Source organism: Pseudomonas sp. SJZ078 (assembly GCF_007828255.1).
Lineage (GTDB): Bacteria > Pseudomonadota > Gammaproteobacteria > Pseudomonadales > Pseudomonadaceae > Aquipseudomonas.
Map to the genome: position 1 here is coordinate 305440 of NZ_VIUG01000003.1, position 17599 is coordinate 323038.

Here is a 17599-nt window from a genome sequence, read left to right on the forward strand (position 1 = left end):
GAACATGCCTGCAGCAACCGCCACCAGCCCCTGGTACAAACACCTCTGGCCGTGGATCATTATCGGGATCCTGGCCTGTTCGGTGACCTTGAGCCTGACGATGGTGACCATTGCGGTGAAGAACCCGGACAACCTGGTCAACGACAACTACTACGAAGCCGGCAAGGGCATCAACCGCTCGCTGGAGCGCGAACTGCTGGCCCAGACCCTGCAGTTGCATGCCAACGTGCAGATGGATGATGTCACTGGCGAGGTGAACCTGCGCCTGAGCGGCAAGAGCCGGCCCCAGACCCTGGAGCTGAGTCTGATTTCGCCGACCCAGCCAGAGAAGGACCGCAAGATCGTCCTGACCCGCAACGACAGCGAGCCGGGGCGGTACATCGGCCAGTTGACGGACAAGATCGAAGGCCGGCGCTTTGTCGAATTGCTGGGCGTGGAAAACGACAAGATATGGCGTCTGTTCGAGGAAGAGCAGATAAACCATGACCAAGCCATCTTGCTCGGCGATGAGCCGCTGCAAGGTGCCGAAGACCTGAAAAAGTAAAAAGTCGCGCTTCGCGCAATCGCGAGCAAGCTCGCGATGAGGCCCTCCCTGACAATACGGATTCAGCGGTACCAGTGAATACCTGATGAACACTCCCCAGCCCTGCTACCACTGCGCCCTGCCCGTCCCTCCCGGCAGCCGCTTCACCGCCGTTGTCCTGGGTGAAACCCGCGAACTGTGCTGCCCGGGTTGCCAGGCGGTGGCCGAAGCGATTGTCGCCGGCGGCCTGGAGAGTTATTACCAGCATCGCAGCGAAGCATCGGCCAACCCCGAGACCCTGCCCGTCCAACTGACCGATGAGCTGGCGTTGTACGACCGCCCCGACGTGCAGCAGTCGTTCGTGCGTCACGAAGGCGAGTTGGCCGAGACCACCCTGTTGATGGAAGGCATCAGTTGCGCCGCCTGTGGCTGGTTGATCGAAAAACAATTGCGCAACCTGCCTGCCGTGGCCGAAGCGCGGTTGAACCTGTCCAACCATCGCCTGCAAGTGCGCTGGGCCGACGCTGAACTGCCACTGAGCACCCTGCTCGCCGAATTGCGCCAGATCGGCTACGTCGCCCACCCGTACCAGGCCGACCAGGCCAGCGAGCAACTGGCGGCGCAAAACCGCCTGGCTCTGCGCCAACTGGGCGTGGCCGGGCTGCTGTGGTTCCAGGCAATGATGGCGACCATGGCGACGTGGCCGGAATTCAATATCGACCTGAGCCCGGAGATGCACACCATCCTGCGCTGGGTTGCGCTGTTTCTCACCACCCCCATCGTCTTCTACAGCTGCGCACCCTTCTTCAAAGGCGCGATGCGCGACCTGCGCACCCACCACCTGACTATGGACGTTTCCGTGTCCCTGGCGATCGGCAGCGCCTATATCGCCGGGATCTGGACCTCTGTCACCGGCGTGGGCGAGCTGTATTTCGATGCCGTGGGCATGTTCGCGCTGTTCCTGCTGGCCGGCCGCTATCTGGAGCGACGTGCCAGGGAGCGCACCGCTGCGGCCACGGCGCAACTGGTCAATCTGTTGCCGGCCTCGTGCCTGCGCCTGGCAAGCGACGGCCAGAGCGAACGTATCCTGCTCAGCGAATTGCGGACCGGCGACCGGGTCCTGGTGCATCCGGGGTCGGTGCTGCCGGCCGACGGCAGGATCCTCGACGGCCAGTCCAGCATCGACGAATCCCTGTTGACCGGTGAATACCTGCCGCAACCCCGCCAGGCGGGCGATGCGGTTACCGCGGGCACATTGAACGTCGAAGGTGCCTTGACCGTCGAAGTGCAGGCGTTGGGCCAGGACACCCGATTGTCCGCCATCGTGCGATTGCTGGAGAGGGCCCAGGCCGAAAAGCCGCGACTGGCGGAAGTCGCCGACCGGGCAGCCCAATGGTTCCTGTTGTTTTCCCTGGTCGCCGTTGCTGCCATCGGCCTGTTGTGGTGGCAGCTGGATGCGTCCCGCGCCTTCTGGATTGTCCTGTCGATGCTGGTCGCCACCTGTCCTTGCGCGTTGTCCCTCGCCACGCCGACCGCGCTCACTGCCGCCACTGGCACCCTGCACAAGCTCGGTCTGCTGCTGACTCGGGGTCACGTGCTCGAAGGCCTGAACCAGATCGATACGGTGATTTTCGACAAGACCGGCACCCTCACCGAAGGTCGCCTGGCCTTGCGCGCCATTCGTCCCCTGGCAGGCCTCGACAGCGATCGGTGCCTGGCGCTGGCCGCGGCTTTGGAAAACCGCTCCGAACACCCCATCGCGCGGGCCTTTGGCCGCGCACCGCTGGCCGCTGAACAGGTACAGAGCACACCCGGACTGGGGCTGGAAGGCCAGGTGGGCGAACAGCGCCTGCGCATCGGCCAACCCGGTTTCGTCTGTGAGTTGAGCCGTGCGGCCACACCGCCAATGCCGGACGAGCCCGGCCAATGGCTGCTGCTGGGCGATACCCGCGGGCCCTTGGCCTGGTTCGTCCTCGACGACCGCCTGCGCGCCGACGCCCCGGCCTTGCTGGCGGCCTGCAAGGCGCGCGGCTGGCGAACAGTCCTGCTGTCAGGCGACAGTTCGCCAATGGTTGCCAGCGTCGCCGCCGAACTGGGCATCGACGAGGCCCGGGGCGGTCTGCGCCCGGATGACAAACTGGCGGTGCTGCAGCAGTTGCATCAGCAAGGCCGCAAGGTGCTGATGCTCGGCGACGGGGTCAACGATGTGCCGGTGCTGGCAGCAGCGGACATCAGCGTTGCCATGGGCTCGGCCACCGACCTGGCCAAAACCAGCGCCGACGCAGTATTGCTGTCCAACCGCCTCGATGCCTTGATCCATGCTTTTGACCTGGCCCGGCGCACCCGTCGGGTGATCATCGAGAACCTGGTGTGGGCGGCGCTGTACAATGGCCTCATGTTGCCGTTCGCCGCCCTCGGCTGGATTACCCCGGTGTGGGCCGCGGTCGGCATGTCCATCAGTTCGTTGACCGTGGTGTTGAATGCGCTGAGGCTGACTCGCCAGCCCAAGCTGCAGGTTTTCGACGCCACGCCCGATATCCGCCCGCTGCCGGCCTGAGCCGCGCGGGCCTGGAGTTTCGAAAATGCCAGCTCTCTACGTGATGATCCCGGCCGCGCTGCTGATCGTGGCCATCGCCGTGTACATTTTCTTCTGGGCCGTGGACAGCGGCCAGTACGATGACCTCGACGGCCCGGCCCACAGCATCCTGTTCGACGATCAGGACCCCAATCACAAGGCCGCCGTGGACGAAGCCGACGGCCAACCCCAGCGACCGGACGACAAGGCCCCGCCCCATGCTTGAACTCGCGCCATTACTGGTTTCGGCGGTGATCCTTGGTCTGTTGGGCGGCGGCCATTGCCTGGGCATGTGCGGCGGCCTGATAGGCGCCCTCACCCTGGCGATCCCCAAGGAACAACGCAGCCGGCGCTTGCGACTGTTGCTGGCGTACAACCTGGGGCGAATCCTGAGCTATGCCACCGCCGGGCTGTTGATCGGTCTGGCTGGCTGGGCGGTCGCCAACAGCCCGGCGGCGATGATCGTGCGGGTACTGGCCGGGTTGCTGCTGATCGCCATGGGTCTCTACCTGGCAGGATGGTGGAGCGGCCTGACCCGCATTGAAGGCGTCGGCCGGGGCTTGTGGCGACATATCCAACCGGTCGCCAACCGTTTGCTGCCCGTGTCAAGCCTGCCCCGGGCCTTGCTGCTTGGCGCACTGTGGGGCTGGTTGCCCTGCGGCCTGGTCTACAGCACCCTGCTGTGGTCCGCCAGCCAGGGCAACGCACTGGACAGCGCGTTGCTGATGTTGGCGTTCGGCCTCGGCACCTGGCCGGTGCTGCTTGCCACCGGCCTGGCGGCCGAACGCGTCACCGCTCTGCTGCGCAAGCGCAGCGTGCGCATGGCCGGCGGCCTGCTGGTGATTGTTTTCGGCATCTGGACCCTGCCGGGGCCGCATCAACATTGGCTCATGGGGCATTGACCATCTCCTTCTGTGGGCATACCCCTTTTGTGGGAGCGGGCTTGCTCGCGAAGGCGGCGGTACATCCAACATCATCGACACAGGCAGACCGCTTTCGCGAGCAAGCCCGCTCCCACAAAGACTGCCTGTTCTTTGCCCCGTTGATGCAAATCAACACGCCCTAGCGTCCCCCCCCCTAAACTCACGCTCATGCCAGCCTTTTCGGGGAACGCCCGCATGCTCGACGCCATTCGTTGGAACTCTGACCTGATCCGCCGCTACGACATAGCGGGACCTCGCTACACCTCGTACCCGACTGCGGCGCAGTTTGCCAGCCAAGTCGGCACTTTCGACCTGCTCCACGCCCTGCGTGACAGCCGCAAGGCCATGCGACCGCTGTCGCTGTATGTGCACGTGCCGTTCTGCGCGAACATCTGCTACTACTGCGCCTGCAACAAGGTCATCACCAAGGACCGTGGTCGCGCCCACGCCTACCTGCAACGCCTGGAGCAGGAAATCCAGCTGATCGGCTGCCACCTGGACCCGACCCAGCGCGTGGAACAGTTGCACCTGGGGGGCGGCACCCCGACCTTCCTCAGCCATGACGAGTTGCGCCAGTTGATGGCCAAGCTGCGCAAGCATTTCAACCTGCTGGATGACGACTCCGCTGACTACAGCATCGAAATCGATCCCCGGGAAGCCGACTGGTCGACCATGGGTCTGCTGCGGGAACTGGGCTTCAACCGGGTCAGCATCGGCGTGCAAGACCTCGATCCAGCCGTGCAGCGCGCCGTCAACCGCCTGCAAAGCCTGGACGAAACCCGTGCAGTGATCGAAGCCGCCCGGACCCTGCAGTTCCGTTCGATCAACATCGACCTGATCTACGGCCTGTCCAAGCAGACTCCGGACAACTTCGCCCGCACCGTCGAAGAGGTCATCGACCTGCAGCCAGACCGCCTGTCGGTGTTCAACTACGCCCACCTGCCGGAGCGTTTCATGGCTCAGCGGCGCATCAACAGCCAGGACCTGCCGAATCCGGAGCAAAAACTGGCGATGCTGCAAGGCACCATCGAACAACTGACCGCCGCCGGTTATCGCTACATCGGCATGGATCACTTCGCCCTGCCCGATGACGACCTGGCCATCGCCCAGGAAGAGGCCACCCTGCAACGCAACTTCCAAGGCTATACCACCCATGGGCATTGCGATCTGATCGGCCTTGGCGTGTCGGCCATCAGCCAGGTCGGCGACCTGTACTGCCAGAACAGCAGCGATCTGAACCAGTACCAGAACATCCTTGCCGACGGGCAACTGGCGATCAGTCGCGGACTGCTGTGCAACGCCGACGACCGACTCCGGCGGGCGGTGATCCAGCAATTGATCTGCCATTTCAACCTGGCCTTCGCCGAGATCGAGCAGGCCTTCAATATCAATTTCCAGGGTTATTTCGCGGCGTTGTGGCCCCAATTGCAGGCCATGGCCGAGGACGGACTGATCGAGCTGGTGAATACCCATATAAAAGTATTGCCTGCCGGGCGCCTGCTGGTGCGTTCGGTATGCATGGTGTTCGATGCCTATCTGGAGCAGCAAAACCGGCAACGCTTCTCCCGCGTCATCTGAGCGCGACAATTTGACGACGAGCGCGCACTGGCCGGGGCTCCGGAGCTAGGTTACCCTTACGTCTTATGTGTGTTTTCCCACAAGGATTAAAGAAATGTCCGAGCCAGTCAAACTGCGCGCCCACAGCCAGGCCCATTGCAAGGATTGCAGCCTGGCCCCTCTCTGCCTGCCATTGTCACTGAACCTGGAGGACATGGATGCGCTGGATGAAATCGTCAAACGGGGCCGTCCGTTGAAAAAAGGCGAATTCCTGTTTCGCCAGGGCGACACCTTCGATTCCGTTTATGCGGTGCGCTCGGGCGCGTTGAAAACCTTCAACCTGAGCGACAGTGGCGAGGAACAACTCACCGGTTTCCACCTGCCCAGCGAGCTGGTGGGACTGTCCGGCATGGACACCGAGAGTCATCCGGTCTCGGCCCAGGCACTGGAGACCACGTCGGTGTGCGAGATTCCCTTCGACCGTCTCGATGAGCTCGCGCTGCAACTCCCGCAGTTGCGCCGCCAACTGATGCGAGTGATGAGCCGGGAGATCCGTGACGATCAGCAGATGATGCTGCTGCTCTCGAAAAAAACCGCCGACGAACGCATCGCGACCTTTCTGGTCAACCTCTCCGCCCGCTTCCGTGCCCGTGGATTCTCGGCCAACCAGTTCCGCCTGAGCATGTCACGCAATGAAATCGGCAACTACCTGGGCCTGGCCGTGGAGACCGTATCCCGGGTGTTCACCCGTTTCCAGCAAAATGAGTTGATCGCCGCCGAAGGCAAGGAGATCCACATCCTCGACCCGATCCAGCTCTGCGCCCTGGCCGGCGGCTCGATCGAAGGCTGATGAACGCGCGCGGCTGAGGGATTCTCCTGGCCGCGCTATACTGCCGCGTTTGCAGCCCTGCCAGGACACTTCGACGATGGTCTTCGACTCCTTCGACATCAAATCCCTGATCCGCCCCGTAATCGACTTCCCCAAACCCGGCGTGATCTTCCGCGACATTACGCCGCTGTTCCAATCTCCTACGGCCCTGCGGTTGGTGATGGACAGCTTTGCCCACCGCTATGTCGAGGCCGAGTTCACCCACATCGGCGCGATGGACGCCCGGGGTTTCCTGATCGGCTCGATTCTCGCTTACCAGCTGAACAAGCCACTGGTGTTGTTCCGCAAACAAGGCAAGCTGCCGGCCGATGTATTGGCCGAGGGTTACCAGACCGAATACGGCGAAGCCTTCCTGGAAGTGCATGCCGACAGCCTGTGCGAGGGAGATTCGGTGGTGATGTTCGATGACCTGATCGCCACCGGCGGCACGCTGATCGCCGCCGCCAACCTGATCCACCGCATGGGCGCCAAGGTCCACGAAGCCGCGGCGATCATCGACTTGCCGGAATTGCTGGGCTCCCAGCGATTGGAGGACATGGGGATTCCAACGTTCTGCCTGACACAGTTTTCCCTGAGCGAACGATAACGCCCCAGTGGCAGCGGGCTTGCTCCGGGCGGCGATCCGACGAAAGCGGCGTATCAGTCACATTATCGCTGACTGACTTACCGCCATCGCGAGCAGGCTCGCTCCCACATAGGTCGGCGGTGGCTTTAGTATTCTGCGGCTGAACACAAACCCTGTGGGAGCGAGCCTGCTCGCGATAGCGGAGTGTCAGTCACATGATTAATGGCCGATATGCCGCCATCGCGAGCAAGCCCGCTCCCACAGGGCTTCTCGGCGATTGTTACAGCGCGATCGGCTTACGCCCGGCAAACGAATGCGCCAGCGTGCCGCCGTCCACCAACTCCAGCTCGCCACCCAACGGCACGCCGTGGGCGATGCGGGAGGCCACCAGGCCTTTGTTGTTCAGCAACTGGGCGATGTAGTGGGCGGTGGCTTCGCCCTCTACCGTCGGGTTGGTGGCGAGGATGACTTCGGTGAACGTCCCCGCCTCTTCGATCCGCGCCATCAGCTCGGGAATGCCGATGGCCTCCGGCCCCAGGCCGTCGAGGGGCGAGAGATGTCCCTTGAGCACGAAATACCGCCCACGGAAACCGGTCTGTTCCACCGCATACACGTCCATCGGCCCTTCCACGACGCACAGCAGCGTGTCGTCCCGACGCGAATCGGCACATTGCGGGCACAGGTCGTCTTCGGTCAGGGTCCGGCATAAACGGCAATGCCCCACCCCTTCCATGGCCTGGCTCAGGGCCTGGGCCAGGCGCGAACCGCCGCTGCGATCACGCTCGAGCAATTGCAACGCCATGCGCTGGGCAGTTTTCTGACCCACACCCGGCAAGGTTCGCAGGGCATCGATCAGTTGGCGAATCAAAGGGCTGAAGCTCATCGAGGAAATGTCCGACATGACAACGAGACGCGGTTTATACCCGCGCCTCTGACCAGCGTCAAATACTCAATCCTGCGCCACCCGCACCACCAGCTTGCCGAAGTTGCGTCCTTCCAGCAGCCCGATAAATGCCTGCGGCGCATTCTCCAGGCCATCGACCAGGTCTTCGCGGAACTTGACCCGACCATCACGCACCCACGGCGCCATCGCGCTGATGAATTCCGGCTGACGGTCACCGTAATCGTCAAACACGATAAACCCCTGCATGCGCACCCGCTTGGTCAATAGAGTGCGCTGCAATAGCGGCAAGCGATCCGGCCCGCTCGGGGCGTGTTGATCGTTGTAGGACGCGATCAGGCCACAGAGCGGGACACGGGCCTTGGCGTTGAGCAGCGGCACCACGGCGTCGAAGACTTTGCCGCCGACATTTTCGTAATAGATGTCGATGCCTTTGTCGCACGCCCGGGCCAGCTCTTCGGCAAAGTGCTCGCTCTTGTGGTCGATGCAGGCGTCGAATCCCAACTCATCGACCACGTATTGGCATTTCTCGCGGCCGCCAGCCACCCCGACGACCCGCAGGCCCTTGATCTTCGCCACCTGGCCGACCACGGACCCCACGGCGCCCGAGGCGGCGGCCACCACCAGGGTTTCCCCGGCCTTGGGTTGGCCAATGTCCATCAGGCCCATGTAGGCGGTCATGCCCGGCATGCCCAGCACCCCCAAGGCCATCGACGGGCTGGGCAAACCGGATGGGATGGGGGTGACGTTGCGGCCATCGCTGATGCTGTGACTCTGCCAGCCTGTGATCCCGACGACCAGATCACCCTCGTGGAATTTCGGGTGCTTCGAACGCACCACGCGGCTGACAGCTCCGCCGGTCATTACTTCATCGATTTCCACCGGCGCAGCGTAGGAAGGTGCGTCGCTCATGCGTCCGCGCATGTAGGGATCCAGGGACAGGAACAATGTCTTGAGCAGGATCTGTCCGTCCGTCAGCTCAGGCAGGGTCACCTGCTCAACGCGGAAATTCTCCGCGGTGGGAGCGCCCTTGGGACGGGAAGCGAGGACGATGCGCTGGTTGGAGGTCGATGCTTGTGACATGAGGGCGTTCTCCTTGATCGTTGAATGGGGCTATAGGGAGCAGACCTTCTTGAGGGGGTAGCGTTCGATGTTTGTCCACTGAGGGAGCAGCTGTGGGAGCAAGGCTTGCCCGCGATGAAGTTAATGCGCTCGTTCAGAAATCGCGGCGCCTGTATCGCGAGCAAGCTTTGCGCCCACAGTGGGTTGTGCCACCACAGCCAAGGCGCAGAAACAAAAATGCCAGGCGCGATGCCTGGCATTGGGTGTAGCCCATCCCGACCGGGATGGCGAATCAGAATGGCAGCTTCATGCCCGGCGGCAGTTGCATGCCGGCGGTCATGCCGGACATTTTGTCCTGGCTGTTGGCTTCGATCTTGCGCACCGCGTCATTGACGGCAGCGGCGAACAGGGCTTCGAGCATTTCCTTGTCGTCTTCGCTCAGGCCTTCGACCACGCTCGGGTCGATGCTGACGCGCTTGATGTCGTGGCGACCGGTCATGACCACGGTCACCATGTCGCCGCCGGATTTGCCGGTGACTTCGGCGTTGGCCAGTTCTTCCTGCATCTTGGCCATTTTTTCCTGCATTTGCTGCGCCTGCTTCATCAGGCCGGCCATGCCACCTTTCATCATGGGAATCACCTCGAAAGTACTTGGATAAACACCGCGCCCGACCCTTTCGGCCCGGCGCCTTCAATTATGAGCCCTGGGTGACCGGGGCCTCGACAGGTTCGATAGTATCGTGACGGACCACCGCGCCGAACTGTTGCATCATCTGCTGGATGAACGGATCGCTGTGGATCGATTCCTCGGCCTCGCGCTGACGGTCGGCACGGCGCCGGGACGCGGCCTGGGCCGGGGTTTCCTGCTCAGGCTTGATCAGTTCGATGCTCAGCGTCAGGGTGCGCTGATGATACTGGTTCAGCGCATCGTTGAGGCGCCGCTGCTGGGTCGCGTTGAACAGGGCGCTATGGGCCGGATCCAGGTGCAACAGCCAGTGGTCGCCTTCCACCGCGATCAGCGTGCAGTTGGCGGCGATGCTACCGGTCATGCCGGTGATCGGCAGTTTCGGGAACAGTTCCAGCCATTGCAGGGCCAGCCCGGTGGCCGGCATCGCCGCGGGCTCCGGCTCAGGCTCAGGTGCCGGCTCGGCGGCGTGCTCGCTCGCCAGATCGTCCAGGTAGCTGTAGGCCGAATCCATGTCCGGCTCGATGTAATCCTCATCCAGCGGAGGCTCGTCGTCCAGGTCCATGCCCGGCGTGGCCACATCGACGTCGGCGGCTGTCGGCTCGGGCATCGGAGCAGCGACCCACTCGGGCGCCTCAGGTACCACGCTGTCGGGCGTCGGCAGGGGCATCGGTGGCAGCTCGGGCTGCTCGGCAACGGTTTCCAGCACAGGCTCAACGACAGGCTGCTGGACGATCTCGGGCTCGACCGGATCGTCCCAGGGCAGATCGATGATAACTTCGGCAACTGGCTCAGGCAGCGGCTCGGGCTCAGGCTCGGCGACAGGTGCCGGAGCCGGCTCCATGACGGGCGCCACCGCAGCCGGAGCGGGAGCCGCTGCCGGCGCAACAGCAGGCGCGGCAGCCACTGGCTTGGCGGAATCAGCTGTGGCCTGGCTGATCCCCACTGGCTTTAGCACCTGCCTCGGCGCGTCCGCCGTGTCGGCAGGACGGAATGCCAGCATTCGCAGCAGCACCATTTCGAAGCCACCGCGCGGATCCGGGGCCAGGGGCAGGTCGCGACGACCGATCAGGCCCATCTGGTAATAGAACTGCACGTCTTCGGCGGGCAAGGCCTGGGCCAGGGCCAGCACGCGGTCACGGTCGCCATGGCCATTGTCGACGCCGTCAGGCAAGGCCTGGGCGATGGCGACGCGGTGCAATACATTGAGGATTTCCGACAGCACGCCGTTCCAGTCCGGCCCCTGTTCGGCCAGGTGGCGCACCGCTTCGAGCAACGCCCTCGCGTCACCATCGATCAGGGCATGCAACACGTCATAGACCTGGCCATGATCGAGCGTACCGAGCATGGCCCGCACATCGGCAGCCATGACCTTGCCTTCACCGAAGGCGATGGCCTGGTCGGTCAGGCTCATGGCGTCACGCATCGAACCGTCGGCGGCGCGGCCCAACAGCCACAGCGCATCGTCTTCGAACGGCACATTCTCGACACCCAGCACGTGGCTCAGGTGCTCGACGACCCGTTCCGGCGTCATGTTCTTCAGGGAGAACTGCAGACAGCGGGACAAAATAGTTGCAGGAAGCTTCTGCGGATCGGTGGTCGCCAGGATGAACTTGACGTAAGGCGGCGGCTCTTCGAGCGTCTTTAGCAGCGCATTGAAGGAATGGCTGGAGAGCATGTGCACTTCGTCGATCAGATAGACCTTGAAGCGGCCACGGCTCGGGGCGTACTGCACATTGTCGAGCAGCTCGCGGGTGTCCTCTACCTTGGTGCGGCTGGCGGCGTCGATCTCGATCAGGTCGACGAAACGACCTTCGTCGATTTCCTGGCAGACCGAACACTCGCCGCAGGGTGTCGACGTGATACCGGTTTCACAATTCAGACACTTGGCGATGATCCGCGCGATGGTAGTCTTGCCCACGCCACGAGTCCCGGTGAACAGGTAGGCGTGGTGCAGCCGCTGGCTGTCCAAGGCGTTGATCAGAGCCTTGAGCACATGGGTCTGGCCGACCATTTCGCGGAACGAGCGCGGACGCCATTTACGTGCAAGAACCTGATAACTCATCGAAAACCATCGCAACGAAGGAACAGAAGCGGCTAATGCTAGCGGAGCAGGGGCGAAATTGCATCCGGTGCGCCGTTCTAATCTGGCTAAGCTTGATATCAGGACTCGGTTGTCGACACGTTTTATACCGTCAGGAGAGCTTATGCGCTTGGCCATGGGGGCTTTGCTGTTATTAGGGACAGAATGTTCCGCCGCCGAACTACCCTTGCGTTTTGCTGTGACCGACGGCTGGGCCATGCCCATGGTGCAGATCGAGCGGGGTCGCCCGACCCAGGGCATACTCCCCGATATCATGACCAGCCTGGCGACTCAGGTGGGCATGCCGGCCGAGTTCCACGTCCTCTCCCGGGCCCGGCTCGACGGCGCCATGCGACACGACGAAGTCGACGTGCGCTGTTATGTCAGCCCCGACTGGGTAAAGGACAAAGGGGGAGATTTCCTATGGAGTGTCCCGCTGTTTTTCCAGCGCGACCTGCTCGTCGGCAAGGCCAGTGCCCCCACGCAAGTGGCGCCGGCGACGTTGGCGCAACAGTCCATAGGCACGGTGCTCAGCTATAGCTACCCGACCTTGCAGCCGCTGTTCGACAGTGGCCAGCTACGGCGCGACGACGCACGAAGCCAGGAACAGGTGCTGGCAAAATTGCTTGCCGGTCGCTATCGCTACGGGGTGAGCAACCAATGGGCACTGGACTGGTTCAACCAACGGCACACCGCCGACCATCAATTGCATGGGGTGGCCGTGCTTCAGGAACAGCAGTTGGGCTGCTACCTGCGCAATGATCCGAAAATCCCGGTACAACGCATCCTGCGCACCTTGCAGCACATGAAAGCATCAGGGGAGATCGACGCGATCATCCAGCTCTACACCGGTCGCAACGCCGAATCCGACGCTGAAACCGGCTCTCCCTGAATGTCCGGATGCCGCCATTGCGGCGGCGGGACAAACCTCGTCACCCAGCCCGGTATCTGCTCCGGTGGCATGGGTCGGGCGATGAAGTAGCCTTGGGCGATTTCACAACCCAGGCGCAGCAGCAATTGGCCATGCTCAAGGCTGTCCAGCCCTTCGGCGACAACCTGCCGATCGAACGCCTGGGCCAGACCGATCACGGCCTTGGTCAAGGCCAGGTCATCCCGGTTCACAAGAATGTCGCGGATAAAGCTCTTGTCGATCTTGATGGTCTGGGTGCGCAAATGCTTGAGGTCATTGAGGGAGCAGTAGCCCGTCCCGAAGCCGCCCAGGGAAAACCCCACCCCCAAGGCCTGGCAAGCCTGCATGCAAGCGCTGACATGCTGGAGATTTTCCACCGCGACGGATTCGACGATTTGCAGGTCGAGCATCCGTGGCGCCACGTCCGGGTGCCGTCCCAGCATCTGCCGCAGCCGCTCGACGAAGTCCGCCCGCTGGAAATGCCGAGCCGAGATATTGATGCTGACCGGCCACCCCTGCCCCGCTTGCTGCCACAGCTGCAGCTGAGTCATGACCTGTTCCATGACCCACTCGCCGATCTCGACGATCAGGTCGGTCTCCTCCGCCAGCGGCAGGAACTCACGGGGCGGCACCAGGCCACGTTGCGGGTGCTTCCAGCGCAGCAGCGCCTCGAGCCCCACTACGGCGCCGCTGCGCATGTTGACCTTGGGTTGGAAATGCAGCCGCAGCTCATGGGCGGCCAACGCCTGCCGAACCCGCTCGACGCTCTGGTAGGTGGCCCGCACCTCCTTGTCCCGGGATACATCGAACAGATGGAAACGATTGCGACCGCTCTGCTTGGCCATGTACATCGCCTGGTCGGCATGGCGCAGCAACGTCTCGGCGTTTTCGTTGTCCCAGGGGAACAGCGTGACGCCGATACTTGCGAAAACCTTGATGCTTTTACCGCCAATGGAATAGGGCGTGGAAACAGCAACCAACACCCGGTTCAAAGCCCCATGCAACTCATCCATCCCAGGCACATGACGCAACACCAGCACGAACTCGTCTCCCGCCAGCCGCGCAACCACATCTTCGCCTCGGACGATGCTGCGCAGTCGCCTCGCAACCTCGACCAGCAGTTGATCGCCACTGGCATGGCCGTGACCGTCATTGACCGCCTTGAAGCCATCGAGGTCAAGCATGCAGACCGCCAGGGGGAAATTTTCCGACTGGGAAAACGCCAGGGCCTGATCCAGCAGGTCAGACAAATAGGTACGGTTGGGCAGCCCGGTCAGCACATCGTGCCCGACTCGCCACTGCAGGGAATGCAACTGCTGGCGCTTGTCGCTGACGTCGAAACGGATGGCCAGGTAGCGCTCGACCTGGCCCGTCGCGTCGTCTATCACCGGCACCAGGGTGGTGTCGACCCAACGCAACGTACCGTCCTTGGCGCGATTGCAGATATCGCCCTTCCAGACCTGCCCCAACGAGATGGTGTGCCACATGGCACTGAAGAACTCCCCCGGATGATGACCGGAATTGAGCAGGCGATGGTTCGCCCCCAGCAGTTCTTCGCGCCGGTAGCCAAAGAGGTTACAGAACTGGTCGTTGACGTAGGTGATACGCCCGCTCGCATCGGTCTCGGAAAACATCGCGGCGGCGTCAACGGCTCTGCGGTACTTCTTATCCATCGAAGCAGTCATCCATGAGTCAGGCTCATTTGTCGCGCGCGGTTGCACCGCCTGCGGACAGGCGAAAATCAACTAGGCTCAAACATCTCGGAAAAAGCGGGGACACGGCATCGCCGATGCCACCTGAACGTCCAGAACACCTGCCCAGTGCCACGACAATGAACGCGCGGCCTGTCTCTTTTTGCACATTCCGGCACCTGAAGCAGGTCACCAAATGCCCGTTCCAAACGCTGATTCTACGAAACACATCACATTTTGAAAAACAAGGTGATGGATTGCGTGGTTGCCTAATGCGAAAATCTATCGTTAAGTTCTTGATTCTAAATGGGAATTGAGCGATGCAAATTTCAAGTTTGGGTGCAGCCATCAGACGCTACCGCAAAGTAGCGGGGCTGACTCAGGCTGAACTTGGCGAAAAAACCGGTTTTGACCCCAAGACCATCAGCCGTTTCGAAACCGGCACCTACATGCCCAGCATCGAAGCCCTGCTCCTGCTCGCCAATGTACTGGACGTGCAGCCGAAAGCCTTTTTCGTCGACATGAACGCTGAAGACGAACAGCGCGCCTACCTGTTCGGCGTCATACACAAGGCCACGCCGAAGGACCTGGGCAAGCTGATCGCGGCGGTTGATCTGGCGCTGTCCAAGCCTTGAGTCGGGTGTGATCGCTCCGATTACCAATGCCTGACGTACATCCTTTGCAGGAAAGGTCTGGATGGCTTTTTCAGCCATCCTTTCAGCGTCCGCTCCTTGCGCGATCCACCGCAACCAGCACCAGTGAAATCACCACGAACCCCACCAATACCAGCACCGCGTTGACCAGCACCTGTGAATAACCCAACCTGTCCACCTCGATGAACGGATAGGGATAAGTACCGATCATCTCGCCGCGTATCAGAGCGTAAATGAAATAGACCAGTGGATAGATCAACCATGTCCACACGTTGCGCCAGTGCAGGGTTCCCTTCGGTACGCAGAACCACCAATAGATCATGAACAGCACCGGCATCACGTCGTGCAGCAGTTCATCCGCTACCCACTGCCAGCCTTGAGGGTTCCAGGTCTGGCGTAGCAGCAGGTTGTACGCCAGCCCGACCAGCACGATGGCAGCCGCCACCCCCGTTTGGGTCGAGGGCCGGAGAAAGAAACGCCGCAGCGCCGAGTCGCCTGTCGTCGCCGCGCAGGTCAGCACGATCGCCACCAGAATATTGGTCAGCACCGTGAAGTAGCTGAAAAAGATCTCCACGCCGCCTACCAGGCTCTTCTCGGCCTGCCAGCGTGAGGTCAGGATCAGGTAAAGCTGGAGAAGCAATGCAAACCATCCCAGCGCCGCCGCGACCTTCACGGCAGTCGCCCCTCTGCTTTGCGTCAACACCGTGTCGTTGTTCATCACGTTGCCCTCCGGTCGGTTACACGAACCCTAGAAAGGCATGACAAGTAATTCTACTGTCAGAAATGACAGTGCCGATCAACGGTAATAATGCGGACAGCAGAAGGCATCGACCGAATTCGATCAGGACAAGAAAGATAAGAGGAAATCTGACAAGCCTTGCGAACGAAGGCCTGGGGCGTTATGGAGGCAACCCCACCAGCCACACCCCGGCACACAATGTTCCCGCTGTGGCTGCTTCCTTCCGGATCTGACCAGGTTCACGGGTAATCGTTGCGGGGGGACCGATGGGGTCACCATAACGACGCCCGCCTGACGGCGAGCCGCGCCATTGTACCTATCTGACTGGAAGTTACAACCGTTCGCAGCGGATTAAAAAAGCGAAGTTGTTCAAGCACTTGCTATGGGGGTGGGGATGATTTCGGCAGCGCCCCGAAGAACCCTGTGGGAGCGAGCCTGCTCGCGATAGCGGTGGGTCAGCCTGCATGAGGGCTGAATGAGCTGCCGCTATCGCGAGCAGGCTCGCTCCCACAGTGGATCGTGGTGGGCTGAGTGAGCGGCCAATCCGGGAAGCCCCATCATTACAGCAACACCTCATCCGCCCGGCCGCCCTCCTCCTGGATCACCAGGTGGATGAAATGCAGTTTGGTGATAACGGCCGCCGACACGACGAACGGATAGAAATCCGGTTGGCCCATGCTGCGGGACAGTTCGTTGAGCATGCCGGCCAGTTCGATCCAGGCGTTGACGAACGACAGGAATGCCGCCCCTCCGGTGTGCTCGGGATCGAAGAGGGTCTCGGGTGGAAACGGCTGATAGTCGAAGTCCATGTCCTGGGCGCTCATGCCGAAGCCCAGCGCCGTGTCCACGGCGTCCATCATGTGCAGGTAGTGGGCCCAGGTTTCAGCCCAATCTTCCCAAGGGTGCATGGTGGCGTAGGCACTGACGTAACGGGTTTGCCAATCCAGTGGAGCCCCTTGCTGATAGTGCCGTTCCAGCGCCTCGGAATAGCTGGCCCGCTCATCGCCGAACAACCCACGGAATGCGTCGAGCCAGTGACTGTCGGCAATCAGTCGGTCCCAGTAGTAATGCCCCACCTCGTGGCGAAAGTGCCCGAGCAAGGTGCGATAGGGTTCGTGCATCTGCTGGCGCACGGCCTCACGGTGGGCGTCGTCGGCCTCCTTGATGTCGAGGGTGATCAAACCGCTGGCATGGCCAGTGGTCGGTGGCTTGCCGTCGGGATCGACGCCGATGAAATCGAAAGCCAGGCCTGTGGCTTCGTCGATGCTTTTCGGGACGACCGGCAGGCCGAGGGTGATCAGTTGCGCCACCAGCCTGCGCTTGGCGGTCTCGACCTTGCGCCAGCGTTCAGGGTTCTGCGGGATCGACAGGTCAGGGATGGTGCGGTTCAGACGGCAGGCGACGCACAAGGTGTCGGGACCGCCAGCCGGCAGCAACCAATTGCACGCCGCCGCTGTGTCGAGGTTGGCGCAGCGGCGGAACAGACCGGCTTGCGGGTCGGCATCCAGGGTCCAGGTATCGGGCAGGTCACCGGGTTGCAAGGACGAAAGACGACTCTGCTCGGGCTGGTAGCCCAACACCGCCAGGCAGGCCAGGCACTGGCTATTGCGAAAAAACAGCGACTGGCCGCAGCGACACGGCCAGACCTTGCTGTTGCGTGAACGGTCGCCCAGGAACGGCGCGGCGATGCGTGAGCTCAGCTGTTCGAAGAAGCGGTACATGGCGATCTCTCCCTGGAGCCTGCAAGACTAGATCGTCTTCTGACAGAGACGTTCAACGTTCAGCCCGCCTTCCCTGTGGCGAGGGGATTTATCCCCTCGCCACAGGGACCGCGCCCGACTTT

The 17599-nt window shown here is 62.2% G+C and carries 16 protein-coding genes and 1 other RNA gene; 9 read left to right on the top strand and 8 right to left on the bottom strand.

Going from position 1 to position 17599, the window contains the following annotated elements:
- Positions 1-4 precede the first annotated feature (4 nt).
- The 7 genes from FBY02_RS05205 to FBY02_RS05235 all read left to right on the top strand — a co-directional run bounded on the left by FBY02_RS05205 (position 5) and on the right by FBY02_RS05235 (position 7053).
- Positions 5-544: a FixH family protein gene (locus FBY02_RS05205; protein ID WP_144924215.1), complete on the top strand. Its 540-nt coding sequence runs from the start codon at positions 5-7 to the stop codon at positions 542-544.
- 85 nt (positions 545-629) lie between these two features.
- On the top strand, positions 630-3080 hold the full coding sequence (locus FBY02_RS05210) for a heavy metal translocating P-type ATPase (RefSeq protein ID WP_144924218.1): 2451 nt from the start codon (positions 630-632) through the stop codon (positions 3078-3080).
- A 25-nt stretch (positions 3081-3105) separates the two neighbouring features.
- On the top strand, positions 3106-3324 hold the full coding sequence (gene ccoS, locus FBY02_RS05215) for a cbb3-type cytochrome oxidase assembly protein CcoS (protein ID WP_144924221.1): 219 nt from the start codon (positions 3106-3108) through the stop codon (positions 3322-3324).
- Complete coding sequence (locus tag FBY02_RS05220; protein WP_144924224.1) at positions 3317-4000, top strand: sulfite exporter TauE/SafE family protein; 684 nt, start codon at positions 3317-3319, stop codon at positions 3998-4000. The genes ccoS and FBY02_RS05220 overlap by 8 nt, the downstream gene beginning before the upstream one ends.
- A 216-nt stretch (positions 4001-4216) precedes the next feature.
- The gene (gene hemN, locus FBY02_RS05225; protein ID WP_144924227.1) at positions 4217-5599 is read left to right on the top strand and encodes an oxygen-independent coproporphyrinogen III oxidase; all 1383 of its coding nucleotides are present in this window, start codon (positions 4217-4219) and stop codon (positions 5597-5599) included.
- 94 nt (positions 5600-5693) lie between these two features.
- Positions 5694-6428: a fumarate/nitrate reduction transcriptional regulator Fnr gene (gene fnr / locus FBY02_RS05230; RefSeq protein WP_144924230.1), complete on the top strand. Its 735-nt coding sequence runs from the start codon at positions 5694-5696 to the stop codon at positions 6426-6428.
- A gap of 76 nt (positions 6429-6504) precedes the next feature.
- Entirely contained in the window at positions 6505-7053 is a 549-nt protein-coding gene (locus tag FBY02_RS05235; protein ID WP_144924233.1) for an adenine phosphoribosyltransferase, read from the top strand.
- Between the two features lie 259 nt (positions 7054-7312).
- Here FBY02_RS05235 and recR read toward each other — a convergent pair whose 3' ends face one another.
- The 4 genes from recR to dnaX all read right to left on the bottom strand — a co-directional run bounded on the left by recR (position 7313) and on the right by dnaX (position 11745).
- A complete protein-coding gene (recR, locus tag FBY02_RS05240; RefSeq protein WP_144924237.1) occupies positions 7313-7915 on the bottom strand; it encodes a recombination mediator RecR in 603 nt (200 codons plus the stop codon).
- 66 nt (positions 7916-7981) lie between these two features.
- Positions 7982-9016, bottom strand: a complete 1035-nt coding sequence (locus FBY02_RS05245) for an NADP-dependent oxidoreductase (protein ID WP_144924240.1) — start codon at positions 9014-9016, stop codon at positions 7982-7984.
- 271 nt (positions 9017-9287) lie between these two features.
- Positions 9288-9626 carry a YbaB/EbfC family nucleoid-associated protein gene (locus FBY02_RS05255; protein WP_003183512.1) on the bottom strand — a complete coding sequence of 113 codons (339 nt, stop codon included), beginning with the start codon at positions 9624-9626 and terminating at the stop codon, positions 9288-9290.
- A 64-nt stretch (positions 9627-9690) separates the two neighbouring features.
- A complete protein-coding gene (dnaX, locus tag FBY02_RS05260; protein ID WP_144924246.1) occupies positions 9691-11745 on the bottom strand; it encodes a DNA polymerase III subunit gamma/tau in 2055 nt (684 codons plus the stop codon).
- Between the two features lie 142 nt (positions 11746-11887).
- On the opposite strand from dnaX, the gene FBY02_RS05265 reads away from it, so the two are divergent.
- Positions 11888-12655 carry an ABC transporter substrate-binding protein gene (locus tag FBY02_RS05265; RefSeq protein WP_144924249.1) on the top strand — a complete coding sequence of 256 codons (768 nt, stop codon included), beginning with the start codon at positions 11888-11890 and terminating at the stop codon, positions 12653-12655.
- On the opposite strand, the gene FBY02_RS05270 is transcribed toward FBY02_RS05265, so the two are convergent.
- Entirely contained in the window at positions 12607-14346 is a 1740-nt protein-coding gene (locus FBY02_RS05270) for a bifunctional diguanylate cyclase/phosphodiesterase (RefSeq protein ID WP_144924252.1), read from the bottom strand. The two genes, FBY02_RS05265 and FBY02_RS05270, sit on opposite strands and share 49 nt — an antisense overlap.
- A 338-nt stretch (positions 14347-14684) precedes the next feature.
- On the opposite strand from FBY02_RS05270, the gene FBY02_RS05275 reads away from it, so the two are divergent.
- Positions 14685-14999 carry a helix-turn-helix domain-containing protein gene (locus FBY02_RS05275; protein WP_144924255.1) on the top strand — a complete coding sequence of 105 codons (315 nt, stop codon included), beginning with the start codon at positions 14685-14687 and terminating at the stop codon, positions 14997-14999.
- Positions 15000-15081: 82 nt separating this feature from the next.
- Here the strand turns inward: FBY02_RS05275 and FBY02_RS05280 are convergent, their stop codons facing one another.
- From FBY02_RS05280 to FBY02_RS05290, 3 genes are all read right to left on the bottom strand, one after another.
- On the bottom strand, positions 15082-15735 hold the full coding sequence (locus FBY02_RS05280; RefSeq protein WP_144924258.1) for a Pr6Pr family membrane protein: 654 nt from the start codon (positions 15733-15735) through the stop codon (positions 15082-15084).
- A gap of 193 nt (positions 15736-15928) precedes the next feature.
- An RNA gene (gene ffs, locus FBY02_RS05285) (signal recognition particle sRNA small type) lies at positions 15929-16025 on the bottom strand.
- 291 nt (positions 16026-16316) lie between these two features.
- On the bottom strand, positions 16317-17477 hold the full coding sequence (locus FBY02_RS05290) for a putative zinc-binding metallopeptidase (protein ID WP_144924263.1): 1161 nt from the start codon (positions 17475-17477) through the stop codon (positions 16317-16319).
- Between the last annotated feature and the right edge of the window lie 122 nt (positions 17478-17599).